This window comes from Ammoniphilus soli (genome assembly GCF_040813775.1).
This window is the reverse complement of record NZ_JBEGDL010000024.1, coordinates 15,876-34,924: the sequence shown is the minus strand read 5'-3', so window position 1 is coordinate 34,924 and position 19,049 is coordinate 15,876. Positions and strand designations below refer to the sequence as shown.

General features: G+C 44.3%; 25 protein-coding genes. 1 reads left to right on the top strand and 24 read right to left on the bottom strand.

Annotation, left to right across the window (positions count from 1 at the left end; translation table 11 throughout):
• Positions 1 to 54: 54 nt before the first annotated feature.
• From ABLT31_RS28330 to metG, 9 genes are all read right to left on the bottom strand, one after another.
• Positions 55 to 237, bottom strand: a complete 183-nt coding sequence (locus ABLT31_RS28330; protein ID WP_367758100.1) for a small, acid-soluble spore protein, alpha/beta type — start codon at positions 235 to 237, stop codon at positions 55 to 57.
• Between the two features lie 114 nt (positions 238 to 351).
• The gene (gene veg, locus ABLT31_RS28325; protein ID WP_367758099.1) at positions 352 to 624 is read right to left on the bottom strand and encodes a biofilm formation stimulator Veg; all 273 of its coding nucleotides are present in this window, start codon (positions 622 to 624) and stop codon (positions 352 to 354) included.
• A 202-nt stretch (positions 625 to 826) separates the two neighbouring features.
• Entirely contained in the window at positions 827 to 1,705 is an 879-nt protein-coding gene (gene yabG / locus ABLT31_RS28320; protein ID WP_367758098.1) for a sporulation peptidase YabG, read from the bottom strand.
• Positions 1,706 to 1,779: 74 nt separating this feature from the next.
• On the bottom strand, positions 1,780 to 2,259 hold the full coding sequence (locus ABLT31_RS28315; protein ID WP_367758097.1) for a ribonuclease H-like YkuK family protein: 480 nt from the start codon (positions 2,257 to 2,259) through the stop codon (positions 1,780 to 1,782).
• Between the two features lie 37 nt (positions 2,260 to 2,296).
• Positions 2,297 to 3,172: a 16S rRNA (adenine(1518)-N(6)/adenine(1519)-N(6))-dimethyltransferase RsmA gene (rsmA, locus tag ABLT31_RS28310; protein WP_367758096.1), complete on the bottom strand. Its 876-nt coding sequence runs from the start codon at positions 3,170 to 3,172 to the stop codon at positions 2,297 to 2,299.
• Positions 3,173 to 3,718 (bottom strand): ribonuclease M5, encoded by a 546-nt coding sequence (gene rnmV / locus ABLT31_RS28305; protein ID WP_367758146.1) that lies wholly within the window; start codon positions 3,716 to 3,718, stop codon positions 3,173 to 3,175. It lies immediately after the preceding gene.
• A 62-nt stretch (positions 3,719 to 3,780) separates the two neighbouring features.
• A complete protein-coding gene (locus tag ABLT31_RS28300; protein ID WP_367758095.1) occupies positions 3,781 to 4,827 on the bottom strand; it encodes a G5 domain-containing protein in 1,047 nt (348 codons plus the stop codon).
• Between the two features lie 127 nt (positions 4,828 to 4,954).
• Entirely contained in the window at positions 4,955 to 5,722 is a 768-nt protein-coding gene (locus tag ABLT31_RS28295; RefSeq protein WP_367758094.1) for a TatD family hydrolase, read from the bottom strand.
• Between the two features lie 214 nt (positions 5,723 to 5,936).
• A complete protein-coding gene (gene metG, locus ABLT31_RS28290) occupies positions 5,937 to 7,922 on the bottom strand; it encodes a methionine--tRNA ligase (protein WP_367758093.1) in 1,986 nt (661 codons plus the stop codon).
• A gap of 437 nt (positions 7,923 to 8,359) precedes the next feature.
• On the opposite strand from metG, the gene ABLT31_RS28285 reads away from it, so the two are divergent.
• Positions 8,360 to 8,623, top strand: coding sequence for an AbrB/MazE/SpoVT family DNA-binding domain-containing protein (locus ABLT31_RS28285; protein WP_367758092.1), 264 nt, complete (start codon positions 8,360 to 8,362; stop codon positions 8,621 to 8,623).
• Between the two features lie 63 nt (positions 8,624 to 8,686).
• Here the strand turns inward: ABLT31_RS28285 and rsmI are convergent, their stop codons facing one another.
• From rsmI to ABLT31_RS28210, 15 genes are all read right to left on the bottom strand, one after another.
• Complete coding sequence (gene rsmI, locus ABLT31_RS28280) at positions 8,687 to 9,565, bottom strand: 16S rRNA (cytidine(1402)-2'-O)-methyltransferase (RefSeq protein WP_367758091.1); 879 nt, start codon at positions 9,563 to 9,565, stop codon at positions 8,687 to 8,689.
• A 1-nt stretch (position 9,566) separates the two neighbouring features.
• Complete coding sequence (locus ABLT31_RS28275; RefSeq protein ID WP_367758090.1) at positions 9,567 to 10,316, bottom strand: tRNA1(Val) (adenine(37)-N6)-methyltransferase; 750 nt, start codon at positions 10,314 to 10,316, stop codon at positions 9,567 to 9,569.
• 166 nt (positions 10,317 to 10,482) lie between these two features.
• Positions 10,483 to 10,833 (bottom strand): DNA replication initiation control protein YabA, encoded by a 351-nt coding sequence (gene yabA, locus ABLT31_RS28270; RefSeq protein ID WP_367758089.1) that lies wholly within the window; start codon positions 10,831 to 10,833, stop codon positions 10,483 to 10,485.
• A 21-nt stretch (positions 10,834 to 10,854) separates the two neighbouring features.
• On the bottom strand, positions 10,855 to 11,667 hold the full coding sequence (locus ABLT31_RS28265; protein ID WP_367758088.1) for a PSP1 domain-containing protein: 813 nt from the start codon (positions 11,665 to 11,667) through the stop codon (positions 10,855 to 10,857).
• Between the two features lie 3 nt (positions 11,668 to 11,670).
• On the bottom strand, positions 11,671 to 12,651 hold the full coding sequence (holB, locus tag ABLT31_RS28260; protein ID WP_367758087.1) for a DNA polymerase III subunit delta': 981 nt from the start codon (positions 12,649 to 12,651) through the stop codon (positions 11,671 to 11,673).
• 98 nt (positions 12,652 to 12,749) lie between these two features.
• Positions 12,750 to 13,382 carry a dTMP kinase gene (tmk, locus tag ABLT31_RS28255; RefSeq protein ID WP_367758086.1) on the bottom strand — a complete coding sequence of 211 codons (633 nt, stop codon included), beginning with the start codon at positions 13,380 to 13,382 and terminating at the stop codon, positions 12,750 to 12,752.
• A 94-nt stretch (positions 13,383 to 13,476) separates the two neighbouring features.
• Complete coding sequence (locus tag ABLT31_RS28250) at positions 13,477 to 13,728, bottom strand: glutaredoxin family protein (RefSeq protein WP_367758085.1); 252 nt, start codon at positions 13,726 to 13,728, stop codon at positions 13,477 to 13,479.
• A gap of 32 nt (positions 13,729 to 13,760) precedes the next feature.
• Positions 13,761 to 14,300 (bottom strand): peroxiredoxin, encoded by a 540-nt coding sequence (locus ABLT31_RS28245; protein ID WP_367758084.1) that lies wholly within the window; start codon positions 14,298 to 14,300, stop codon positions 13,761 to 13,763.
• Positions 14,301 to 14,400: 100 nt separating this feature from the next.
• Entirely contained in the window at positions 14,401 to 15,825 is a 1,425-nt protein-coding gene (locus ABLT31_RS28240) for an aminotransferase class I/II-fold pyridoxal phosphate-dependent enzyme (protein WP_367758083.1), read from the bottom strand.
• 79 nt (positions 15,826 to 15,904) lie between these two features.
• Positions 15,905 to 16,084 carry a sigma factor G inhibitor Gin gene (locus ABLT31_RS28235; RefSeq protein WP_367758082.1) on the bottom strand — a complete coding sequence of 60 codons (180 nt, stop codon included), beginning with the start codon at positions 16,082 to 16,084 and terminating at the stop codon, positions 15,905 to 15,907.
• Positions 16,085 to 16,149: 65 nt separating this feature from the next.
• The gene (locus ABLT31_RS28230; protein ID WP_367758081.1) at positions 16,150 to 17,481 is read right to left on the bottom strand and encodes a nucleotide sugar dehydrogenase; all 1,332 of its coding nucleotides are present in this window, start codon (positions 17,479 to 17,481) and stop codon (positions 16,150 to 16,152) included.
• Positions 17,482 to 17,536: 55 nt separating this feature from the next.
• Entirely contained in the window at positions 17,537 to 17,809 is a 273-nt protein-coding gene (locus tag ABLT31_RS28225; RefSeq protein WP_367758080.1) for a pro-sigmaK processing inhibitor BofA family protein, read from the bottom strand.
• Positions 17,810 to 17,823: 14 nt separating this feature from the next.
• Positions 17,824 to 18,045 (bottom strand): hypothetical protein, encoded by a 222-nt coding sequence (locus tag ABLT31_RS28220; protein WP_367758079.1) that lies wholly within the window; start codon positions 18,043 to 18,045, stop codon positions 17,824 to 17,826.
• Positions 18,046 to 18,115: 70 nt separating this feature from the next.
• Positions 18,116 to 18,712 (bottom strand): recombination mediator RecR, encoded by a 597-nt coding sequence (recR, locus tag ABLT31_RS28215; protein ID WP_367758078.1) that lies wholly within the window; start codon positions 18,710 to 18,712, stop codon positions 18,116 to 18,118.
• Positions 18,713 to 18,726: 14 nt separating this feature from the next.
• Positions 18,727 to 19,038, bottom strand: a complete 312-nt coding sequence (locus ABLT31_RS28210) for a YbaB/EbfC family nucleoid-associated protein (RefSeq protein ID WP_367758145.1) — start codon at positions 19,036 to 19,038, stop codon at positions 18,727 to 18,729.
• Between the last annotated feature and the right edge of the window lie 11 nt (positions 19,039 to 19,049).

The following is a 19,049-nucleotide window of genomic DNA, read 5'->3' as shown; positions in this document are numbered from 1 at the left end:
TTTACTAACATAAGAAAACTGAAGGCCGATGACCTTCAGTTCCCAGGGGACAAATTATTTCTGCGTTTGGTTAGCTAGAGTCTGTTCAGCAATTTGGATGGCTCGCTTGACCAAGTTTCCGGCATCTCGAGTGGTAATCCCACCCCAACCATCCCGTTGTACGGTGTCATAGATCCCTAAGTCCTTGGCTAATTCCATTTTGAACTGCTCGGACATAACTCCACGTCTGCGACTCATAGCAGCCTCCTTTTAATCTAGAAATACCTCCCCCGTAGCTGTTAGTATGTACAGCGAAAAACAAAATATCTAAAGACGATGAACGCAAAAAACAGCAGAACGAAAGTTCTGCTGTTATAAGCCGCTTATCGGAATCTGTTCTTGCTCAGATGGACAAACTGAAAGCATAACGGTTTCGGTAAGAATATCTGCATAGCTGTAAGAAACGCGTTCGAAAGAATGACGCTCCTCGTCCAACTTCACAATAAAAACGGACGGATAGGTGGATTCTAAGATCCCTGTACGTTCAACCGTCTTGCGGCGGCCCCCGTTCGCTCGAAGTACGATACGCTCACCAAGATGAGCGTCCAAACTGCGCTTAATATCCATTAACGCACTATTTGCCATGTGCATGACCACCTCACTTATGTATGATTATATCAACACATTGTTATTATGTCAAATAAATTGATAATTATAGCAACCGAACAAACAAATTGTCAATGAATATTCTTTTACAGGATTCTACACGTTTCATTCTTATTACTTCCCAATTAAAAAAAGCCTTGCTATTCAATCCTTGAAGAATCTGAATAGAAAGGCTTTTTCATTATTTTTTCATACTTTCTGTAATCGGTAAACCAAGTCGAAATGTGCCGAAAGTTTCTATACCACCTAGGCCATCTATTCCAGTAATTGTGTTCTTTGCTGCCTCAAAAACATTTACGGTATCGCGCACGGAGGTAAATGCTACACGTTCCGCAATATATACAGGATCTAAAGTATGAATATTTATGCGTTTTGGTGAGCTAGCAAAGTTGGCTCCAACTTCCAGCAAACTTTCAAAATTAGATTGACATGCTCCAGCAAAAATAACCAAACGGTCTTGATTCCTCTCAAACCGGCGAGCCTCCTGTACAGCTTGAACAAAATACTTGGAGTTCCGGTAACTCTCTAAGGAGTTAATATCCCCTTGGTGACGCCGATAAGAATCATGCCCAGTCAGCACAAGGATGTTGGGCTGATATTGCTGAAGCAGCCTGCCCGTATACGTAGGCATATCCTTTTCCTGAAGATGAAAGCCATAAACTTTAATTCCTAGTTCACGGTACATGACGATGCACTTTTCTAAATAACGCCCGTCACCATCCAAGTGCAAGACAGTGCCGGGTATCTCAAAAGTTAAACTGTCCTCATCCGACCTTCCCGTGTAACCTGTTTGCTGATACAAGTTTTTTTCTCTCATGAGTCTTCTTTCCTGCTGAATCAAACGAAGTGATTCTTGACTTTTTACTAAACTCTTCTCTAATTCCTTCTGCAAGGTCTGAGGATCTATTTTAATCAAATCATCCACGGGAGCATCGGCTACTAACCTAAACTCCAATCCTTGCAGGGTGGCTATTTTCCCGTCCTGTATGCTAATGACGGTAAATACTATATCATTTCCATAAGATTTTCTCGTTACCGTATCACCCACGCGAATAGACATAAAAACACCCTCCTCCCTGCTACTATATGAGGGAGAGGGTGTTTGTGCGCTTTCTTTCTGGATAGGAAAGTTTTTTAACCTGATTTTGTAAAACGATCGGCTACCGTGCTTGCCCCATAGGAAAATGGCTTAATAATCGCTTTATAACCCACCGCTGATACCCAGCCTACAACCTCCTGGATAAGCATCCGGGATTCCCCGCGCTGCCCAACATCCAGATGAATCTCTACCGGCCAATTCGATGTGATTTCCGCAATGCCTTTTTCCTTAAGCTTATCCATCACTTTTAGGCTCAGCTCTGTCTCTTTGTAAATTCGATTCCGCAAGTCGAACATCGGCTTCACTCTCCACTTGCAGAAAAAAAATCGAGCTCCTTTTCCTACGCGGTGGATGATCACCGCCGTGACAAAGGTTGTCTTTTCAGAACTTGTTTGGGAATCGGTCCCTATTACAATTTTATACTCGGCACTCTGGTCTTCGCGAACGTAGCTTTTAATAAAGTCTATTAACTCCTGCTCCCCAAGCCTGCCCACTGTGGGGCTTATAAAATCCAAATCAGTACCTCCTTGGATGAGAGTCAGACCTGTTATATTATACTCCCGCTTCGACAATCAGGTTACTAAGCCTTGCAAATTCCGCGATACTCAGCGTTTCCCCCCTCCTTGAAGGATCAACCTCGGCCCTTTTTAGAATGTCCAGGAGCAATTCCCGCTGCTCTCTGGCAAACATCGATCCCATTAGATTATTGAAAATGGTTTTTCGGCGCTGAGCAAAGCTCGCCTTAATGACTTGGAATAATACGCGTCGGCTGGCAACCTCAACAGGCGGCTTTTCTCGAACAGACAGCTTCAAAACGGCTGAATCGACATTGGGTTGTGGAATAAACACGCTATGCGGCACAATCATGGCTATCTCAGGCTCGGCATAATACTGGGCCATAATGCTTAGTGCCCCGTATTCCTTCCCTCCTGGGCTCGCTGCAATACGTTCAGCTACCTCTTTTTGCATCATGACCACGATGTTCTCAAGGGGAAGTTCCTCTTCCAGTAAACGCATTAAAATGGGGCTGGTTACGTAATAAGGCAAATTGGCTACGACGCTAACCTTAGGGAACTCGGCAAACTTCTCAGAAAACAGCCGTTTCAGATTCACCTTGAGTACATCACCATGAATAACCTGGGCGTTTGGATAAGGCTCCAGCGTGTCTCCAAGAATGGGTAGCAATCGTTGATCCAGCTCGACTGCAACTACCTTTCCAGCCGCCCTTGCCAAATGTTCCGTAAGTGCTCCAATTCCAGGGCCAATTTCCAAAACAGCCTTGCTTGAATCCAACTCAGCTGTCTTTACAATATTATGCAAGATATTCGTATCAATGAGAAAATTTTGTCCTAAACTCTTTTTAAAGGAAAAACCATACTTTTTTAGAATTTCTTTTGTTCTTGTGGGTGTTGCAATATCTTTGCTCATTTAGCTTTCACCTCCTAATGCTTGTAAAGCGGCTAGAAACTCTCTTTTTGAAATTTGAAATTGGTTTAATCTTTTATGAATCTGTTTCGCGTTAGCATAGCCGATTCCTAGGTGCTCCCCTAATAAGCGCCTCCGTTCACTAGCCATATTCCCCCCTACCAATCCGGCCTCCACTAAATCTTGCAGAGAAATTTGCTCTTGATAAAGCCCTTGAACCTCTGTTCGCACTTCTTGAAGGGCTTGGCGAATGACCTCATCGCTCGCATTTTCCACACCTAGGTTTCGTTTTCCTCTACCCTGGTCTCTTGTGATAAATGCATGCTTACAGCCCGGAACCGCTTGGCTGATGATCTTGCGAATCCTCTCCCCCGGATAATCCGGATCGGTAAAAATGATTACCCCCCTTTTTTCTTGGGCCAGTTTAATTCTTTGAATCACAGAATCAGAAACGGCTGATCCTCCTGTTTCTATTGTATCGGCTTGTACAGCCCGGCGAATGGCGGTAGTATCCGACCTTCCTTCTACAACAATAATTTCCTTTATCATCAATCGTTTAAGCCTCCAAACCCAAAAAGCTGTGTCTCATTGAAACACAGCCTCATTTCTATTTATTCTGGTTTTGATTTGCCAATCACATACACAGCCTTCGACTTCCTTTTTCCAAAACGATGAGCCGATTGATCGGATTCATAGTAGATATCAATCTTGTTTCCCTTCACCGCCCCCCCGGTATCTTCCGCACGGCGAAGCCCGATTCCTTCAATATAAACCCAGGTCCCCAATGGAATGATACTCGGGTCAACCGCTACGGTTTGTCCCTCTTTCGCCCTTCTTCCAGAAGCTGTAATCGCATACTGCGGATGGTCTGGTCCTTTGCCGGTATGTGAAACCCCTGCAGAATAAGCGGTTAGCACAACATTGTTAAGTACCTTTCGGGCCACAAAACTCATTCCGCCACGGGAAACGGTTGTAAGAGTCCCAATGGCAACCACGCGATCCTGCTTGGGCTGAAGCACCTTTGTGTCTACGAGTGTTTTGGACTTTTCTTCTCCATTTTCCATTACAATCTCATAGCGCTGAACCGCTTTTCCCTCTCGCCCCTCTTGAACGACCTTTTGTTGTCCTTGGTTAAGCAGGTAGTCCTTCCTCTTCACTTCGTTAAAGGGGATAATCTGCTCTTCTTCCACGAACTTTTTTTCCACTCGGGTAATGAGAATCTGTTGGTTCGATGAAATGGATGAGTCGATCGACGGCTCAGTCCGGTCCCACTCGTTTAATGTTATTTTCTGTTCTTTTAGAACGCTTTCTACGCTAGTTTGATTGGTGACAGCTGTGCGCTTGTCTGTCCCGTCCACTATTACTACAGGCCACCTGTCGGTATACTTCACCTGCAAGCCATTTACAATCTTTTCATCCTTAGCAGGGCTGATGAGATCATAGGAATCTATATGTACACCCTTTTCTGTCAGAAACTCTTCGACATTCCGACTTTTTGTCTGAATGACTTTGGGATCTCCATTATGTACGAACTCCACTTGCTTGGGTTGGGTAGCCTGGTACAGCCAAATAGATACAGCGATGATGAAAAGTGCGGCTAGGATTCCAACCACGAAAAGAAACTTCCGCTGAGACGGGATTGCTTTTCCTGGAACCATTTTCCTATTGTCCTCCTCTTCAAGTTGTGTTCATTTTATTTGACATCATATTTTTTGTCAAATCCAAACAAACCCACTTCTTTCGACAAAACACCTTCGCCCCTTGTCGAAGAGGACATCTTTTAATTTATTGAATCCTAAACAACCTCTTGGCATTGCTAGTTGTATGCTGTGCTAATTCTTCTACACTGAGACCCCGAAGCTCCGCTATCGCCTCCGCTACATAGCGAACATATCCGCTCTCATTACGCTTTCCCCGATAAGGCTCAGGCGTTAAATAAGGACAATCGGTTTCGATCAGCAGTCTTTCAATCGGAATCTCTTTGGCCACCTCTTTTGGCTTTTTCGCGTTTTTAAAGGTAACAGGTCCTCCAAGCGAAATATAAAAATTCATCTCTACGCATTCCTTCGCCATCTCTAGGCTGCCTGAAAAGCAATGCATGATGCCCCCTACCTCAGCAGCCTTTTCTTCCCGCAAAATATCAACTACATCCTGATGAGCATCCCGGTTATGAATAATAATGGGGAGCTTTAGCTCTTTGGCTAGTTGGATTTGCCGCCGGAAAACCACTTTTTGAACGTCTTTTGGCGAAGTATCCCAATAGTAGTCCAAACCAATTTCCCCGATGGCTACTACCTTCTCATGCCGACTCAGGTCTCTTAGCCAATCATAGTCTTCTTCCCGCATATCTTTGGCGTCTTGCGGATGCCAGCCTACTGCCGTGTAAATAAAATCGTACTGTTCAGCCAACGCCATCGAAGTAGGAATCGTTTCTCGGTTAAACCCGATATTTACAATCCGGCTAACGCCATTTTCCTTTGCGCGACGAATTACTTCCGCTTGATCTTCAGCAAATTGTTCCGCATTCAGATGTGCGTGCGTGTCGAAAAGCATCGAACCACCACCTTGATTTATTGTCGAAAAATTAAATAATTTGTAGTAATTTATTCCACTAAATGAACCAGAAAACCTCGCCTCGCACAATACTGTCAATCCCTAAAAAGAAGAATAGCCTTGCCTGTTTTGCAAGACTATTCCCGTCTATTACGGAATAAGAAAGAAAAACCTCTTCGAGTTATCATCCTTATTCCAGTCAATGAAGCATTTATTACTTCACTTTCGATCCGTTTGGCATTCCATCCGGTACGGTCGCTAATGTCAATCGATCGCCTTCTGATGCAGCCAGAATCATGCCGTAAGACATCTCACCGCGAAGCTTTACAGGCTTAAGGTTAGTCACGCAAATGACCTTCTTGCCTTTTAGCTCTTCCGGCGTATAGAACTTGGCAATTCCAGAAACGACTTGCCTTTGTTCATAGCCCAGGTCGAGCTGCAGCTTTAAGAGCTTGTCCGCCTTGGGGACTGGTTCGGCTTGGATTACTTGAGCGACTCGAAGGTCCACCTTCATAAAATCATCAATCGCGATTTCCTCTGTTTCCGGCTTTTCCACAACAGCTGCTGGAGCTTCCTTCTGCTTTTTGTTTTCTTCCGCCTGCTTACGTGCAGCCGCTGTATTCTCATCAATGGCGGCAATCTCCGCTTCAAGCTCTAAGCGCGGGAAGAGCATCTCGGAGCGGTTTACTTTCACCCCGGAAGGAAGACTTCCCCACTCCTTCGCACGGTCCCATTGCAATTCTGGAGAGTCTGCAGGCAACCCTAACTGCGCCCAGATTTTCGCCGGTGTTTTAGTTAAGAACGGCTGAAGGAGAACAGAGGTAATGCGAATGCTTTCTGCCAAATTATACAGAACGGTTCCCAATCGCTCGCGATTTGCCTCATCCTTCGCTAAATTCCACGGCAATGTCTCATCAATGTATTTGTTCGTCTTTCCAACAAGTTCCCAGAGATGACCCAGAGCGTTCCCGAACCGCATTTCATCCAAATGATGCTCGACCAGCTCAACGACTTTAGAAGCCAGCTGCTTCAGCTGATCATCGTATTCTCCCGGTTGGGTAGGGGCAGGAATAACTCCATCAAAGTATTTATCAATCATGGCCGCCGTACGGCTAACGAGGTTCCCTAAATCATTGGCTAGGTCAAAGTTTAACCTTTGGATAAAAGCTTCCGGAGTAAATACTCCATCCTGACCAAAGGCAATCTCACGAAGCAAGAAGTAGCGGATCGAATCCGAACCGTAGCGATCGATCAAAAACTTAGGATCAATTACATTCCCTTTGGATTTTGACATCTTTCCATCTGGCATCAGAAGCCAGCCATGGCCAAACACCTTCTTAGGAAGAGGAACGTCTAGCGCCATCAAGATGATCGGCCAATAGATGGTGTGGAAACGAAGGATATCCTTACCGATCAAATGAACGTCTGCTGGCCAGTATTTTTGGTATAAATCATCCTTATCAGACATAAACCCAAGAGCCGTAATATAATTGGCTAACGCATCGATCCATACATAAATGACATGCTCCGGATCGTTCGGCACCTTGATCCCCCAATCGAAGGTCGTACGGGAAACACAGAGATCCTCCAGACCCGGCTTCAGGAAGTTATTGACCATTTCATTTCGCCTTGATTCCGGCTGTATGAATTCAGGGTGCTCTTCTATGTACTGAAGCAACCGATCTTGGTAATTGGACATGCGGAAGAAGTAGCTTTTCTCTTTGACAATAGAGATTTCCCGTTCACAATCCGGACAATGAAACTTGTCCCCTTTCTTCGCTTGCCGCTCCGTCCAAAAGGCTTCACACGGAACACAGTAATACCCCTCATATTCGCCAAGGTAGACATCGCCTTGATCAACCAGCTTTTGGAAAATCTTTTGCACTGCTTCTTTATGCCGATCCTGGGTCGTCCGAATAAAGTCGTCGTATGAGATATCGAGCTTGGCCCATAGATCTTGGATCCAATCGACTACGGGATCAATGAACTCTAACGGCTTAAGCCCTTCTTCTTCAGCACGACGCTGAAGCTTTTGCCCGTGTTCATCCGTTCCCGTCAGATAATAAACGTCGTACCCTCGTAACCTTTTATATCGGGCCATAGCATCCGCCGCAATTGTGGTGTAAGCATTTCCGATATGTAACTTATTGCTAGGGTAGTAAATTGGCGTCGTAATATAGTATGTTTTTTGATTTGACACGTTCGTTTTCCTCCCGATTACTCATAAAAAAGTCCTTTTTCCATTATCTCATCTTTGCCCAAAATATACAAAACATTACTTGCCAGGTCAAGCTCATTTCTCTTAGGATGATTATAGCTGGTTTGTTGTCGAATCCGTGTCGAATTATACAGTTGTGCAACAGCAAAATTTCCAGTTAAATTTCCATAAAAATTGTACCTATACTTTGATACCGAAGTTTCATTTCAAAGTAAACCCCGCTAATATTGTGCAATTCTAAAGCTAATAAGGTAATCTTTTTTCTAATATTATCTTTTTTATTCCAATTAATTGAAAAAATTGGTTGACTACTTTTGGAAGTGCTGGTATTATAAATGTAAGTTAAGTTTGTCGAATTTTGGCGACGTTATATCCGATGATAAATAAAGAAAGAACTTATATTGAGAGGAGAAATGACAGTGTTAAAATCAACTGGAATTGTACGTAAGGTGGACGAACTAGGCCGCGTCGTTATCCCAATCGAGCTTCGCAGAACATTAGGTATTGGGGAAAAGGATGCTTTGGAAATCTTCGTAGATGGAGAGCGTATTATCCTTAAGAAGTACGAGCCATCTTGCATCTTTACCGGAAACGCTGAAAACCTTGTTCACTACAAAGGCAAGATGATCAGCAAAGAGTGCATCCAAGAGCTATTGGAACTCATTGAGCAACCTGTAAAGTAATGAATGAAAAACGGCGAGTCTGATGGAGATCAGGCCCGCCGTTTTTCATTTCTTTTTTGCAAATTACTCCCCATGATAAAGATTATAAATTTCCCTTTTCGGTACCTTTCGATCCTCGGCAGCTCTTTTGATTGCTTCCTTGGAAGTCAGCCCTTGTTGGATGTATCCTTCTACATGAGCGATGGAATCCAATTCTGCCCACCATTCCGAAGTCTCTTCCCCTAATCCGTGTATATTCCCTTCCACTACCACAGTAAATTCCCCGCGAATCTGATCTAAGCCTTCGAGATAAGGGATCACTTCATCCAAATGGCCCCTGGTATACTCTTCATATTTTTTCGTTAACTCTCGCGCTAATGTTACCTTGCGGTTGCCCAACACTTCTCTTACTTCCTTCAGCATTTTAAGGACTCGATGCGGCGCTTCATAAAAAAGAAGGGTCTCCGGATAGACTTTGACACGATTCAGCTCCTCCCGCAGCGGCTTCTTATCTCGAGGGAGGAAGCCTAGGAAGATAAATTTATCCGTTGGCAGTCCTGAAGCAATCAAGGCGCTTAACGCTGCATTCGGGCCTGGTATGGCAATTACAGGGACTTCGCACTGGACCGCTTCCCTTACCAGTTCATACCCTGGATCAGAGATAGCCGGCATTCCCGCATCACTTACCAATGCGACCTTTTTTCCTTCCTTCAGCCATTGAATGATCCCCTTCAAGCTGGCCTCTTTATTATGTTCATGATGGCTGATCAGCTTGGTATCAATCTCAAAGTGAGTCAACAGCTTCTTGGTTTGCCTGGTGTCCTCCGCAGCAATGACATCTACTGATTTTAGCGTATCCAAAGCCCGGACCGTAATATCCTGCAGATTGCCGATCGGAGTAGACACCAAATATAATTCGCCCCCTTCGGTTCGATTCCCGGAAAAGCTCGATTGAACGTACATCCTATTCACTCCTTTCCCCATAATAGATCTCAAGCAACTCGGGACAATAAGCTCCCTCTTGATCGTAAACGATTAGCGGGGGAAGCAGCTTTACATCCGGTTTCCCATCCCGTATCCCCTCAATCAACACCATATTGGCTTCTGCACTCGCTTTCGGATGTACAAAACGAATCCTCTTCGGTTCCACACGATATTTTCGCATCAGTTGAATAATATCGATGAATCGGGAAGGCCTATGCACAAGGGCTACCTTCCCGCCTGAACGGGTCAAATAGGCGCTGACTCGAATAACATCCTCTAAGGTACAGTAAATTTCATGCCGAGCGATAGCAAAATGCTCATTCTGGTTAACTTCTCCGGTACGCGGGAGCATATAGGGCGGATTGCATGTGATGACATCATACGCACCATGCCCGAACTGTTTAGGCGCCTCTTTGAGGTCTCCTAAATGAATCTGTATCTGCTCCTCGAGGTGATTTAGCTTCACATTCCTAGCTGCCATATCATAGAGCCGTTCCTGTATCTCAATTCCTTCTATTTTAGCTTTGGTTCGCGTGGACAATAGCAATGGGATAACTCCATTGCCCGTACATAAATCCATAATGTTCCCTTTCTGAATGGGCAAAGAAGCAAATTGGGCCAGGAGAACCGCATCCATGGAAAAGCTGAACACCTCATGGCTCTGGATAATTTTACGCTCATGGGTCAATAAGTCGTCCACTCTCTCGGAAGGACGTAAATTCATTTCCATAAAAACACACCTTTGAAATATTTTCAGCTTAGAACACTATACTATTTATCTTTCCCCTTTGAAAGGAGAACCCCCCATCTTTAAAACGAAAAGGCATACGAAACCCACCGAGATGTAACCATAGAAAAAGAGACCACCCCTCTTCTATAAGGATGGTCTCTTTCGCTTATTTATTGAGAAAGGAGAGACAAAAAAGACAATCTCCCTCTTTGCGCAAACTGCCGAAGTGCAAATTGCAGATATGAAAGCCTTCTTGGTACAAACGAGCCAAGTTATCATATCCTTCGCCCACAGCAATTTTTTGCTTTTCTTCCAACTTAGTGTCTTTCTCAGGAACAGGCGGTTCCGTGTTTAACCGCTCCAATTGCAAACGCAGGTGCTGGTTTTCTATGGTGAGGTTCTTGTTCTCCTCCAGCAATTCCACTATTCTTTCTCTCAAACTACCGACTTCCTTAAGCAGTTTTCCGATTTGCTCCTCAATATTGGTTGCCTGCTGAAACATTTTTTGTTTATCCATAGCCTCACCCCAAATGAATACCTAGTTCACCTTCTCCATCTCTGTGATTTCCTCTACAGCAAATTCTATCATTTTTGCTTGTTCGGGCAAATCTACTTGAACCAAGCGCTCTAGAATATTGAGCCCAACTACGCGGCCATGACCAAGCGGAGTCAGCACTTGCTGTCCTACATCCGGCAATGATTCTTTGGCACTTTCGTAGTTGTCATTTTCATATTTCAAACAGCACATCAGCCTTCCGCATAATCCGGAAATCTTCACCGGATTAAGCGATAAGTTCTGATCCTTTGCCATTTTAATGGAAACCGGTTCAAAGTCACCCAAGAAGGTAGAACAGCATAGAATCCTTCCACAAGGTCCAATACCACCCAGCATCTTTGCTTCATCCCGTACGCCAATTTGGCGAAGCTCAATGCGTGTGCGGAAAACGAAAGCCAAGTCCTTGACCAGTTCACGGAAATCCACACGACCCTCAGCCGTAAAATAGAAAATGATTTTATTTCGGTCAAAAGTATACTCTACGTCAATCAGTTTCATTTCCAGCTGATGCTGAACAATTTTCTCCTGGCAGACCTGCAGAGCTTCTGCAGCCATCTTTTTATTGGTATGGACTTGTTCAGAATCCTCCGCGGTGGCTAATCTTATCACTTTCTTCAAGGGGAAAACAACATCATTTTCACTGACCTGTTTTCGACCAATCACAACCTGGCCATACTCGACCCCGCGTGCCGTCTCTACAATGGCAAAGCCGTTTTTTTCCACCGGCAGTTCGCCAGGATCGAAATAATATATTTTTCCCGCTTTCTTAAAGCGGATTCCAACTACTTCGACCAAACATCATCCCTCCTGTAGCTGGATAACCATCCTTTCGAGGGATAGCTGAGGATTCGCATGGCGAGAAAGGCGATTCTTCGTCTCCATGACTACCTCTATTCCTTTTAAAATCCAAGTCCTACTGCAGCGTAGAGCTTGTCTTTGGATGGCATCCAATTGATCAATATTTACAAGCTCATGTGTGCGATTTATCTGAAATAGCAATAAGTCTCTATACCAATAGACAAGTAAGTCTAAGATGTAAGGCAAACCTTGGTTTCCTTGATCGTTTTTTAAAACCTTCTCTTGTATTGTAACGAGAGCATAAGATCCTTTGTCAAGAATGTCTTCAGTCAATTGTAACACTAGGCTTCGATACTGTGCAAACCAATCTGATTGGCACCATTCCCTGGCCTGATCCAAATCCGCCGTAATTTGGCAAATATTTCGCAATAACGGCTCATATAAGCCTTCTGACTTGAGAACTTCCACTCTCTTTTCAAACGAAAGCTCATCAAAATGGATTACTTGGCAGCGCGAAAGAATTGTAGGCAAAATTTGATGAAGGTGTTCCGTTAGTAAGATGGCTGTCACTTGATAGGTCGGTTCTTCTAAAAATTTTAACAGGCTATTGGCGGCTTGGACCGTCATTTTCTCGACATGCTCAATAATGTAGACATTTCGAGAGGTTTCGACGGCCTTAAATGAAAATTCCTTTTGCAGCTCACGAATCTGATCAATTTTTATACTTGCCCCTTCAGGAGAAATGACATGCAAGTCTGGATGATTCCCTGACTCAATACGCAAGCAATGGTGGCATTTTCCGCAGGCATCCCCCTGTTGTTCCACACAAAATAGTGACTTCGCAAATTGGACAGCCAGCTTCTTCTTTCCTACTCCTTGACCGCCTGCAAACAGGTAAGCGTGGGCTACTCTTCCATTTTTCATGCTATTATGCAATATCGACGCCACTCTGGGCTGTTCCGTGCAATCTTTCCAACTCATAAGGGTTCACCTATCATCCAATCAGATATCTTATATTATACATCTTAGAAGGAAACTTGGAATAGCCCGCTGAGTTCAGCGGGCTTAAACTTTTACATTCAAAATAGTTTTTTTTCTATAATCAATCTAACATCCTCATAGACTCTTTCTACGGGTTGATTCGCTTGAACCACCTGAATGCGTTCAGGGAATCGTTCCACGAGCTTGAGATAACCTTCTCTTACCTTATGATGAAACTCGATCTTCTCTAAGTCAAGCCGGTTAATCTCTCTGCTTTGGTCGGCATCTATGCGGGCTAGACCCACTTCAGGCAAAATGTCAAAGTAAATCGTGAGGTCAGGCATGCCCTCTTCTACCGCAAACCGGTTAATCGAATAAACTTCCTCCACCCCTAAGCCGCGCGCATAGCCTTGGTAGGCTAAAGAGCTATCCACAAACCGATCACACAAAACAACATTTCCTTGCTGCAAAGCCGGAATTACCCTTTCGACGTAGTGCTGACGGCGGGCTGCTGCATAAAGAAGAGCTTCGGTTCTCCCATCCATCGCCGTATTCAGGGGGGTTAAGATTACCGTACGGATTTGTTCGGCAATGTCGATGCCACCAGGCTCACGGGTGACCACGACTCCCAAGCCTTTTTCTTGCAAATAACGTTCTAGAAGGGGGATCATGGTTGTTTTACCTGCACCTTCTCCCCCTTCAAGACTGATGAAATATCCTTTATCCTTCATTGCTGTTCTCCTCATCTACTGCATCATAACCCTATTTTATCAGAGTAGAAGAGAAGAACAAAGAGAAGAACCAATGGATGATTTGGATACTATCCTATACCGCTTGATCCTCATCAAGGCCCAGCAGCCCCCTCATTTTATCTGGTTGAAATCCTAAGACCACCTTACCGTTGATATAAGTCGCAGGAGTTCCAAAAATTCTCTTTTCCTGGAGCTGTTCAAAGAACTCTTTGCTTTCTGACACATTGCGTTCTTCATACGCAACTCCCCACTCTTTAAGCTGTCCTTTCACCACTTGGCAATGAGGACAACCCGCGCTTGTATAGACAACGACTTCTTTTGGCATTTTTCTCCTCCTCCAACTGATTATCTAATGTTTTATAGTGTTTGATCCCCCGGTTTCCAGTTCGCCGGGCATAATCCCCCGGATTGGATCGCTTGCAACACTCGCAGCGTCTCATCGACACTCCGTCCAATATCATTATGGTTAACCACCTGATACTTGAGTTCTCCCTCCGGATCTATAATAAATAGGCCCCGTAATGCTATGCCTTCTTCCTCAATCAATACTCCATAGTCCTGGGCCACTTTCTTCGTAATGTCCGAAGCTAATGGGAAGTTTAGTTTTCCTAAACCATTTTCCTCCCTCGACATATTGATCCATGCGCGGTGCGAGAACTTGCTGTCTGTACTCACCCCAAGGATCTCCGTGTCCAGCTCAGCAAATTCTTGAGCGGCATCACTTAATGCCGTAATTTCTGTAGGGCAAACAAAGGTAAAGTCTAACGGATAGAAAAAGAGGACTAGCCATTTCCCTTGATAATCAGATAACGTAACTTTTCCAAATTCTTTTCCGTCTCCTAGGGCTGTTTCCATCTCGAAGTAAGGGGCTTTGTTCCCAACTAAACGATTTGCCATGATAGCTCCTCCATCTATTATAATTATTCCTTGTTTGTAATATATACATATATTAACTTAGGTGTTAGTTGTTGTCAATATCTGTTTATAACAGTTACATTTAAAACTCTATTACTCTTACGTGCCTTAGAGAAGGATCTGAAACCCCGTGGAAACGGCAGCCCAACCTTCGCAACTCTTGAATATAATTCATCATTTCCCGACATACTCGTTCCCCTGGATTAATGACAGGGATCCCTGGAGGATAAGGAACAATCATTTCCGCGCTAACCCTTCCCTCCGCTTCCTCAAAAGGAATGAGAATCGGTTCCTTGTTAAACACTTCAAAGGGCGTTAACACCAGTTCATTGGAAAATGGTTGAAAAAAAGAGGAGCTCCTTCCGATATAGCTTTCGCCGCTTTGTAATTCCAACTCCCTCATCGCATGGACCGTCCGTTCCACATCACTCTCCGAGGAGTGAGCAGACAAAACCAATAAGACATGAGATTCGTCCGCTAGTTCAGGATAAATCCCCTTTTCCTCCAAATACTCCCGTAGTCTAAATCCATGCCAATCTGCCGATTCGGTCCTCATGGTCACTTTTAAAGGATCCAAGAAATCTGCCTTTGCGCCCTTTTCTACCAGCAGAAGCCAAGGGATTTGGAGCTTCTGGAGCGCCAGCTTCAACTGCCTTCCCAGCTGGATTGCTTGTTCTAGATCTTTTTGCCCATCATGAACGATGTAGTGCCTGGCTATATCCAATGAAGCCAGAAGCGGGTAGGAAGGACTGCTCGACTGGATCATGGCTAAAGCTTGTCTCAACCGTTTTCGATCTAGCAGGCTCCCCTTTATATGCAGCATCGAAGACATGGTAAGGGAGGGGAGCATTTTATGAGTGGATTGAACAGCAGCTGTTGCCCCAGAATGCATTGCGGATTTAGGCACTCCCTCGATTAGGCTGAAATGGGCTCCATGAGCTTCATCGACTAGCAAGGGAACCCCCACATGTTGACACAAATCTGCGTAGGGCCGTAAATTCACCCCCATGCCAAAATAATTAGGATTCGTCATAAAGACAGCTTTGGCATCAGGGTGCTCTTCCAATTTGATCTTGAGCTCGTGCAGGGAAACCGTGAGCGGCAAACCGGTTTCTTCATCAAACTCAGGGTTCAGGTAAACCGGCCGTGCCTGGCTTAGAATCAACCCATTAATCACTGATTTATGTACATTTCTCTGCACCAAAATTTTCTCCCCTGGCTTACAGGCCGCTAGAAGCATAGCCATATTTCCGACAGTGCTTCCACCAATTAAAAAAAAGGTCTCATCCGCTCCGAAGGCATCGGCTGCGAGCTGCTGGGCTTGGAGAATGATTTCTTCGGGCTGGTGCAGATCATCCAGTCCCGGGATTTCAGTAAGGTCCAACGGATAAATGGAGGAGAGGATCCCTCCTCCTCTCCCTTTATGACCAGGTACATGAAATCGAACCGTTTCTCTCTTTTTGTATTCCAGCAGGGCTTCAGCCAAGGGCATTTGCTCTTGATTCATCTACTTTTCTCCTCTATGTTTTAACTTGTTTATATTATACAAAAAAAGTTGTCTTACATTGAGCAAGACAACTCTTAGCTTAGGCTTCCATCTTCCAGATGTTTTTCATCTTCTCGATAAAAAAGGGATATTTCGCATCCATTACATCCGTTTGAACCATTTCCTGTTCACATGACTGACAGATGAACGCTTCCCAGATGGAGATCCCCTCTTTGCCTGTTTCTTCACAGACGATACAATGTTTCGGATTGGATTCCATAAAAAAACCACCTTACCTGTTTTTCATCCATTATTAACCTGAATGGTGTGTTTCATACGTTATGTTCAGACTTTTCTACCAACTGAAATATATCTAAATCCCATTTCCTTCATCATATCGGAATGAAATAAGGTTCTTCCATCAAATATGAACGGTTTTTTTAAAGAATCCTTTAAGCGGAAAAGATCAATCTCCTGATATTCCTGCCAATCGGTCAAAATCACGAGGGCATCCGCCCCCTTTATTGCCTCCCACTTGTCTTCACACCAGTGGGCACGACCCTTGGCTTTCTCTATCGTTTCTCTTGATTCCCAAAGCTTCCTCAATTTATTCAGATCATAGGGATCATGAATATGTACAATTGCCCCTTCCGCTAAAAGCTGCTCCAAGACGTATACGGCTGGGGAGTAAATCATTTCTTGCACTCCCCCTTTCAACGAAACACCCCAAATAGCCAGTGTCTTTCCTTCTAAGCTTCCTAACTGGCTTACCAATTGATTTCGCATCCAATCCTTTTGCGCATCATTAACGGTTCGTACTGCCTCCAATAGAGGTGTCTCCACTCCTCTTTCGTTACCTTGCTCAATCAATGACAATAGATCTTTAGATAAGCTTGGGCCTTCAAAACCGATTCCTGGGACTAAAAAGGCTTGTCCAATGCCGGGATCCATCCCAATTCCTCGGGCTATGGTTCGTATGTCGGTATCTAAAGCATCACATAATTGGGCAATTTGATTTATAAAGGAAGTTTTGGTTGCCAAAAAGGCGTTAGAGGCAAGCCCAATCATCTCCGCTTCTTTTCGTTTGGTTACAACTATGGGAAATTGACCTAAGTCAGCTAACAAATGCCGCAGTTCAATAAGCCTAGGATGATAGGCATCCCCACCAAGGATAACCCGAGAAGGATGCCGTAAATCCTCCAACACGCGCCCCCGCTGTAAAAATGCAGGAGATGACATGACTAGAACTCGCTTTCCCTTCCTATCAAACCAGTCCTGCAATTGATCTCCTGTACCAACCGAAACCGTCCCTTTTATAATGATACAGCCATCATCAGCTATACCATCGCAAGCCTGCTCCATCATGGGCCACAACTGTCCTTCTTCTGCACAGACAAATATAAAACCTGCACTGCCAAGGGTTTCAAAGCTTTGAGTAATTTCAAGAAGCCCTAGATTTCTTACCTTTTCAAATGGAGCAACCAGTTCTTTTTCAGAAGAGCAGAAAGAGCCCTCAGTGAGAGCCTGAAACCTGTCGCTAGATGGCTCTACTAACTTAACAGGGTAACCCCGTTCCGCAAAGCCAACAGCTAGAGCCAAGTCCATCTGCCCTCCACCAAGAACTCCCAACATTTGCTTCATAATTCCCAATGAACCTCCCACATCCACACGATTCATGTTTCCATACCCTTGATTGTTCCCAGTAATCATGATCTCATAACATGAAACAGCCTTAAACGACGATAAACGCCCTCATAATCACTAAGGATACTAAGCCAGGCAGCCCCAGAAATCCTGACATCGCTGCGGTTACAGGGTTAATGGGAATCATAAAATCGAAATAGCCAGCCATCGAATTAAATACAAATAACAGCACGCCTCCTATAGCAATCTTAAACAAACTATATCCCAGCCAGCGGAGGGGACTCCAAACCGATTGACTAACGATCAAAACCATAAATAGAATGCCTAGGACGGCAATCATCCAAACAAAAGAAGAATCCATGCTTCCCCCACCTCCTATTCTAAAGCATGAAGCTTTCTTTTTTTCGCCATTTCATAGAGAAACATGTACCGCCTTTCCAAAATATCCAGCAGCTCGTATTCCCTTCCCTGTTGATCTTGATGCAATTGCCCAAATTGCCATTGGCTTCTCGCAAGATGTACCCCTTTGAGAAATTTTCTGCGTTCCTCGGCTATTCTTTGTTTGACAGTTCTTCGCTCCTTCAATCCTTTAAGCATGTCCGTCCCTCCTCATACTACAAATTACGCTTGTTTGCAAAAAAAAAGAACTAGTCTAAAAAGACTAGCTCTACAATTCTCTTCGGCCTTCTAACGCCTTCGTCAGCGTTACTTCATCGGCATATTCGAGATCTCCTCCAACCGGTAAACCATGGGCAATCCGGGTTACTTTAACCCCAAAAGGTTTAATCAGCCGAGAGATATACATCGCTGTGGCTTCTCCCTCAATATTCGGGTTCGTAGCCAAGATCAGCTCTTGTACTTGTTCATCCTTTAACCGGTTGAGCAATTCAGGCAATCGAATATCCTCAGGACCCACGCCCTCCATCGGAGAAATGGCTCCATGCAGAACATGATACTTGCCTTTAAACTCTTTCGTTTTCTCCATCGCGATAACATCCTTTGGTTCCTGAACCACACAAATACAGGAGACATCCCTGGATTTATCACTACAAATATAACAAGGATCTACATCGGTAATATTCTGGCAATGGGAGCAGTATAACAAGTTACGTTTTGCATTGACTAAGGCTCTCGCCAAGTCCATGACATCGTCTTCCTTCATATTCAGGACAAAGAAAGCAAGTCGAGTTGCTGTTTTCGGCCCAATTCCAGGCAGTTTACTGAACCCTTCAATTAGCTTAGCAATCGGTTCTGGATAGTACACGTAAAACCCCTAACTTAGAACAAACCTGGAATATTCATTCCACCTGTAAGCTTGCCCATTTCTTTACTGTTGATTTCGTCTACTTGTTTCATCGCATCGTTAACGGCTGCAAGAATGAGATCCTGAAGCATTTCGACATCATCTGGATCAACCGCTTCGGGTTTAATTTTTACATCCTTTACTTCTTTATGTCCATTGACCACAACAGTAATGACACCGCCGCCCGCCTTGCCTTCGACTGTTTTTTCCTTTAATTCCTCTTGAGCTTTCATCATTTGTTCTTGCATCTTCTTTACTTGCTTCATCATATTGTTCATGTTACCCATTCCGCCGCGCA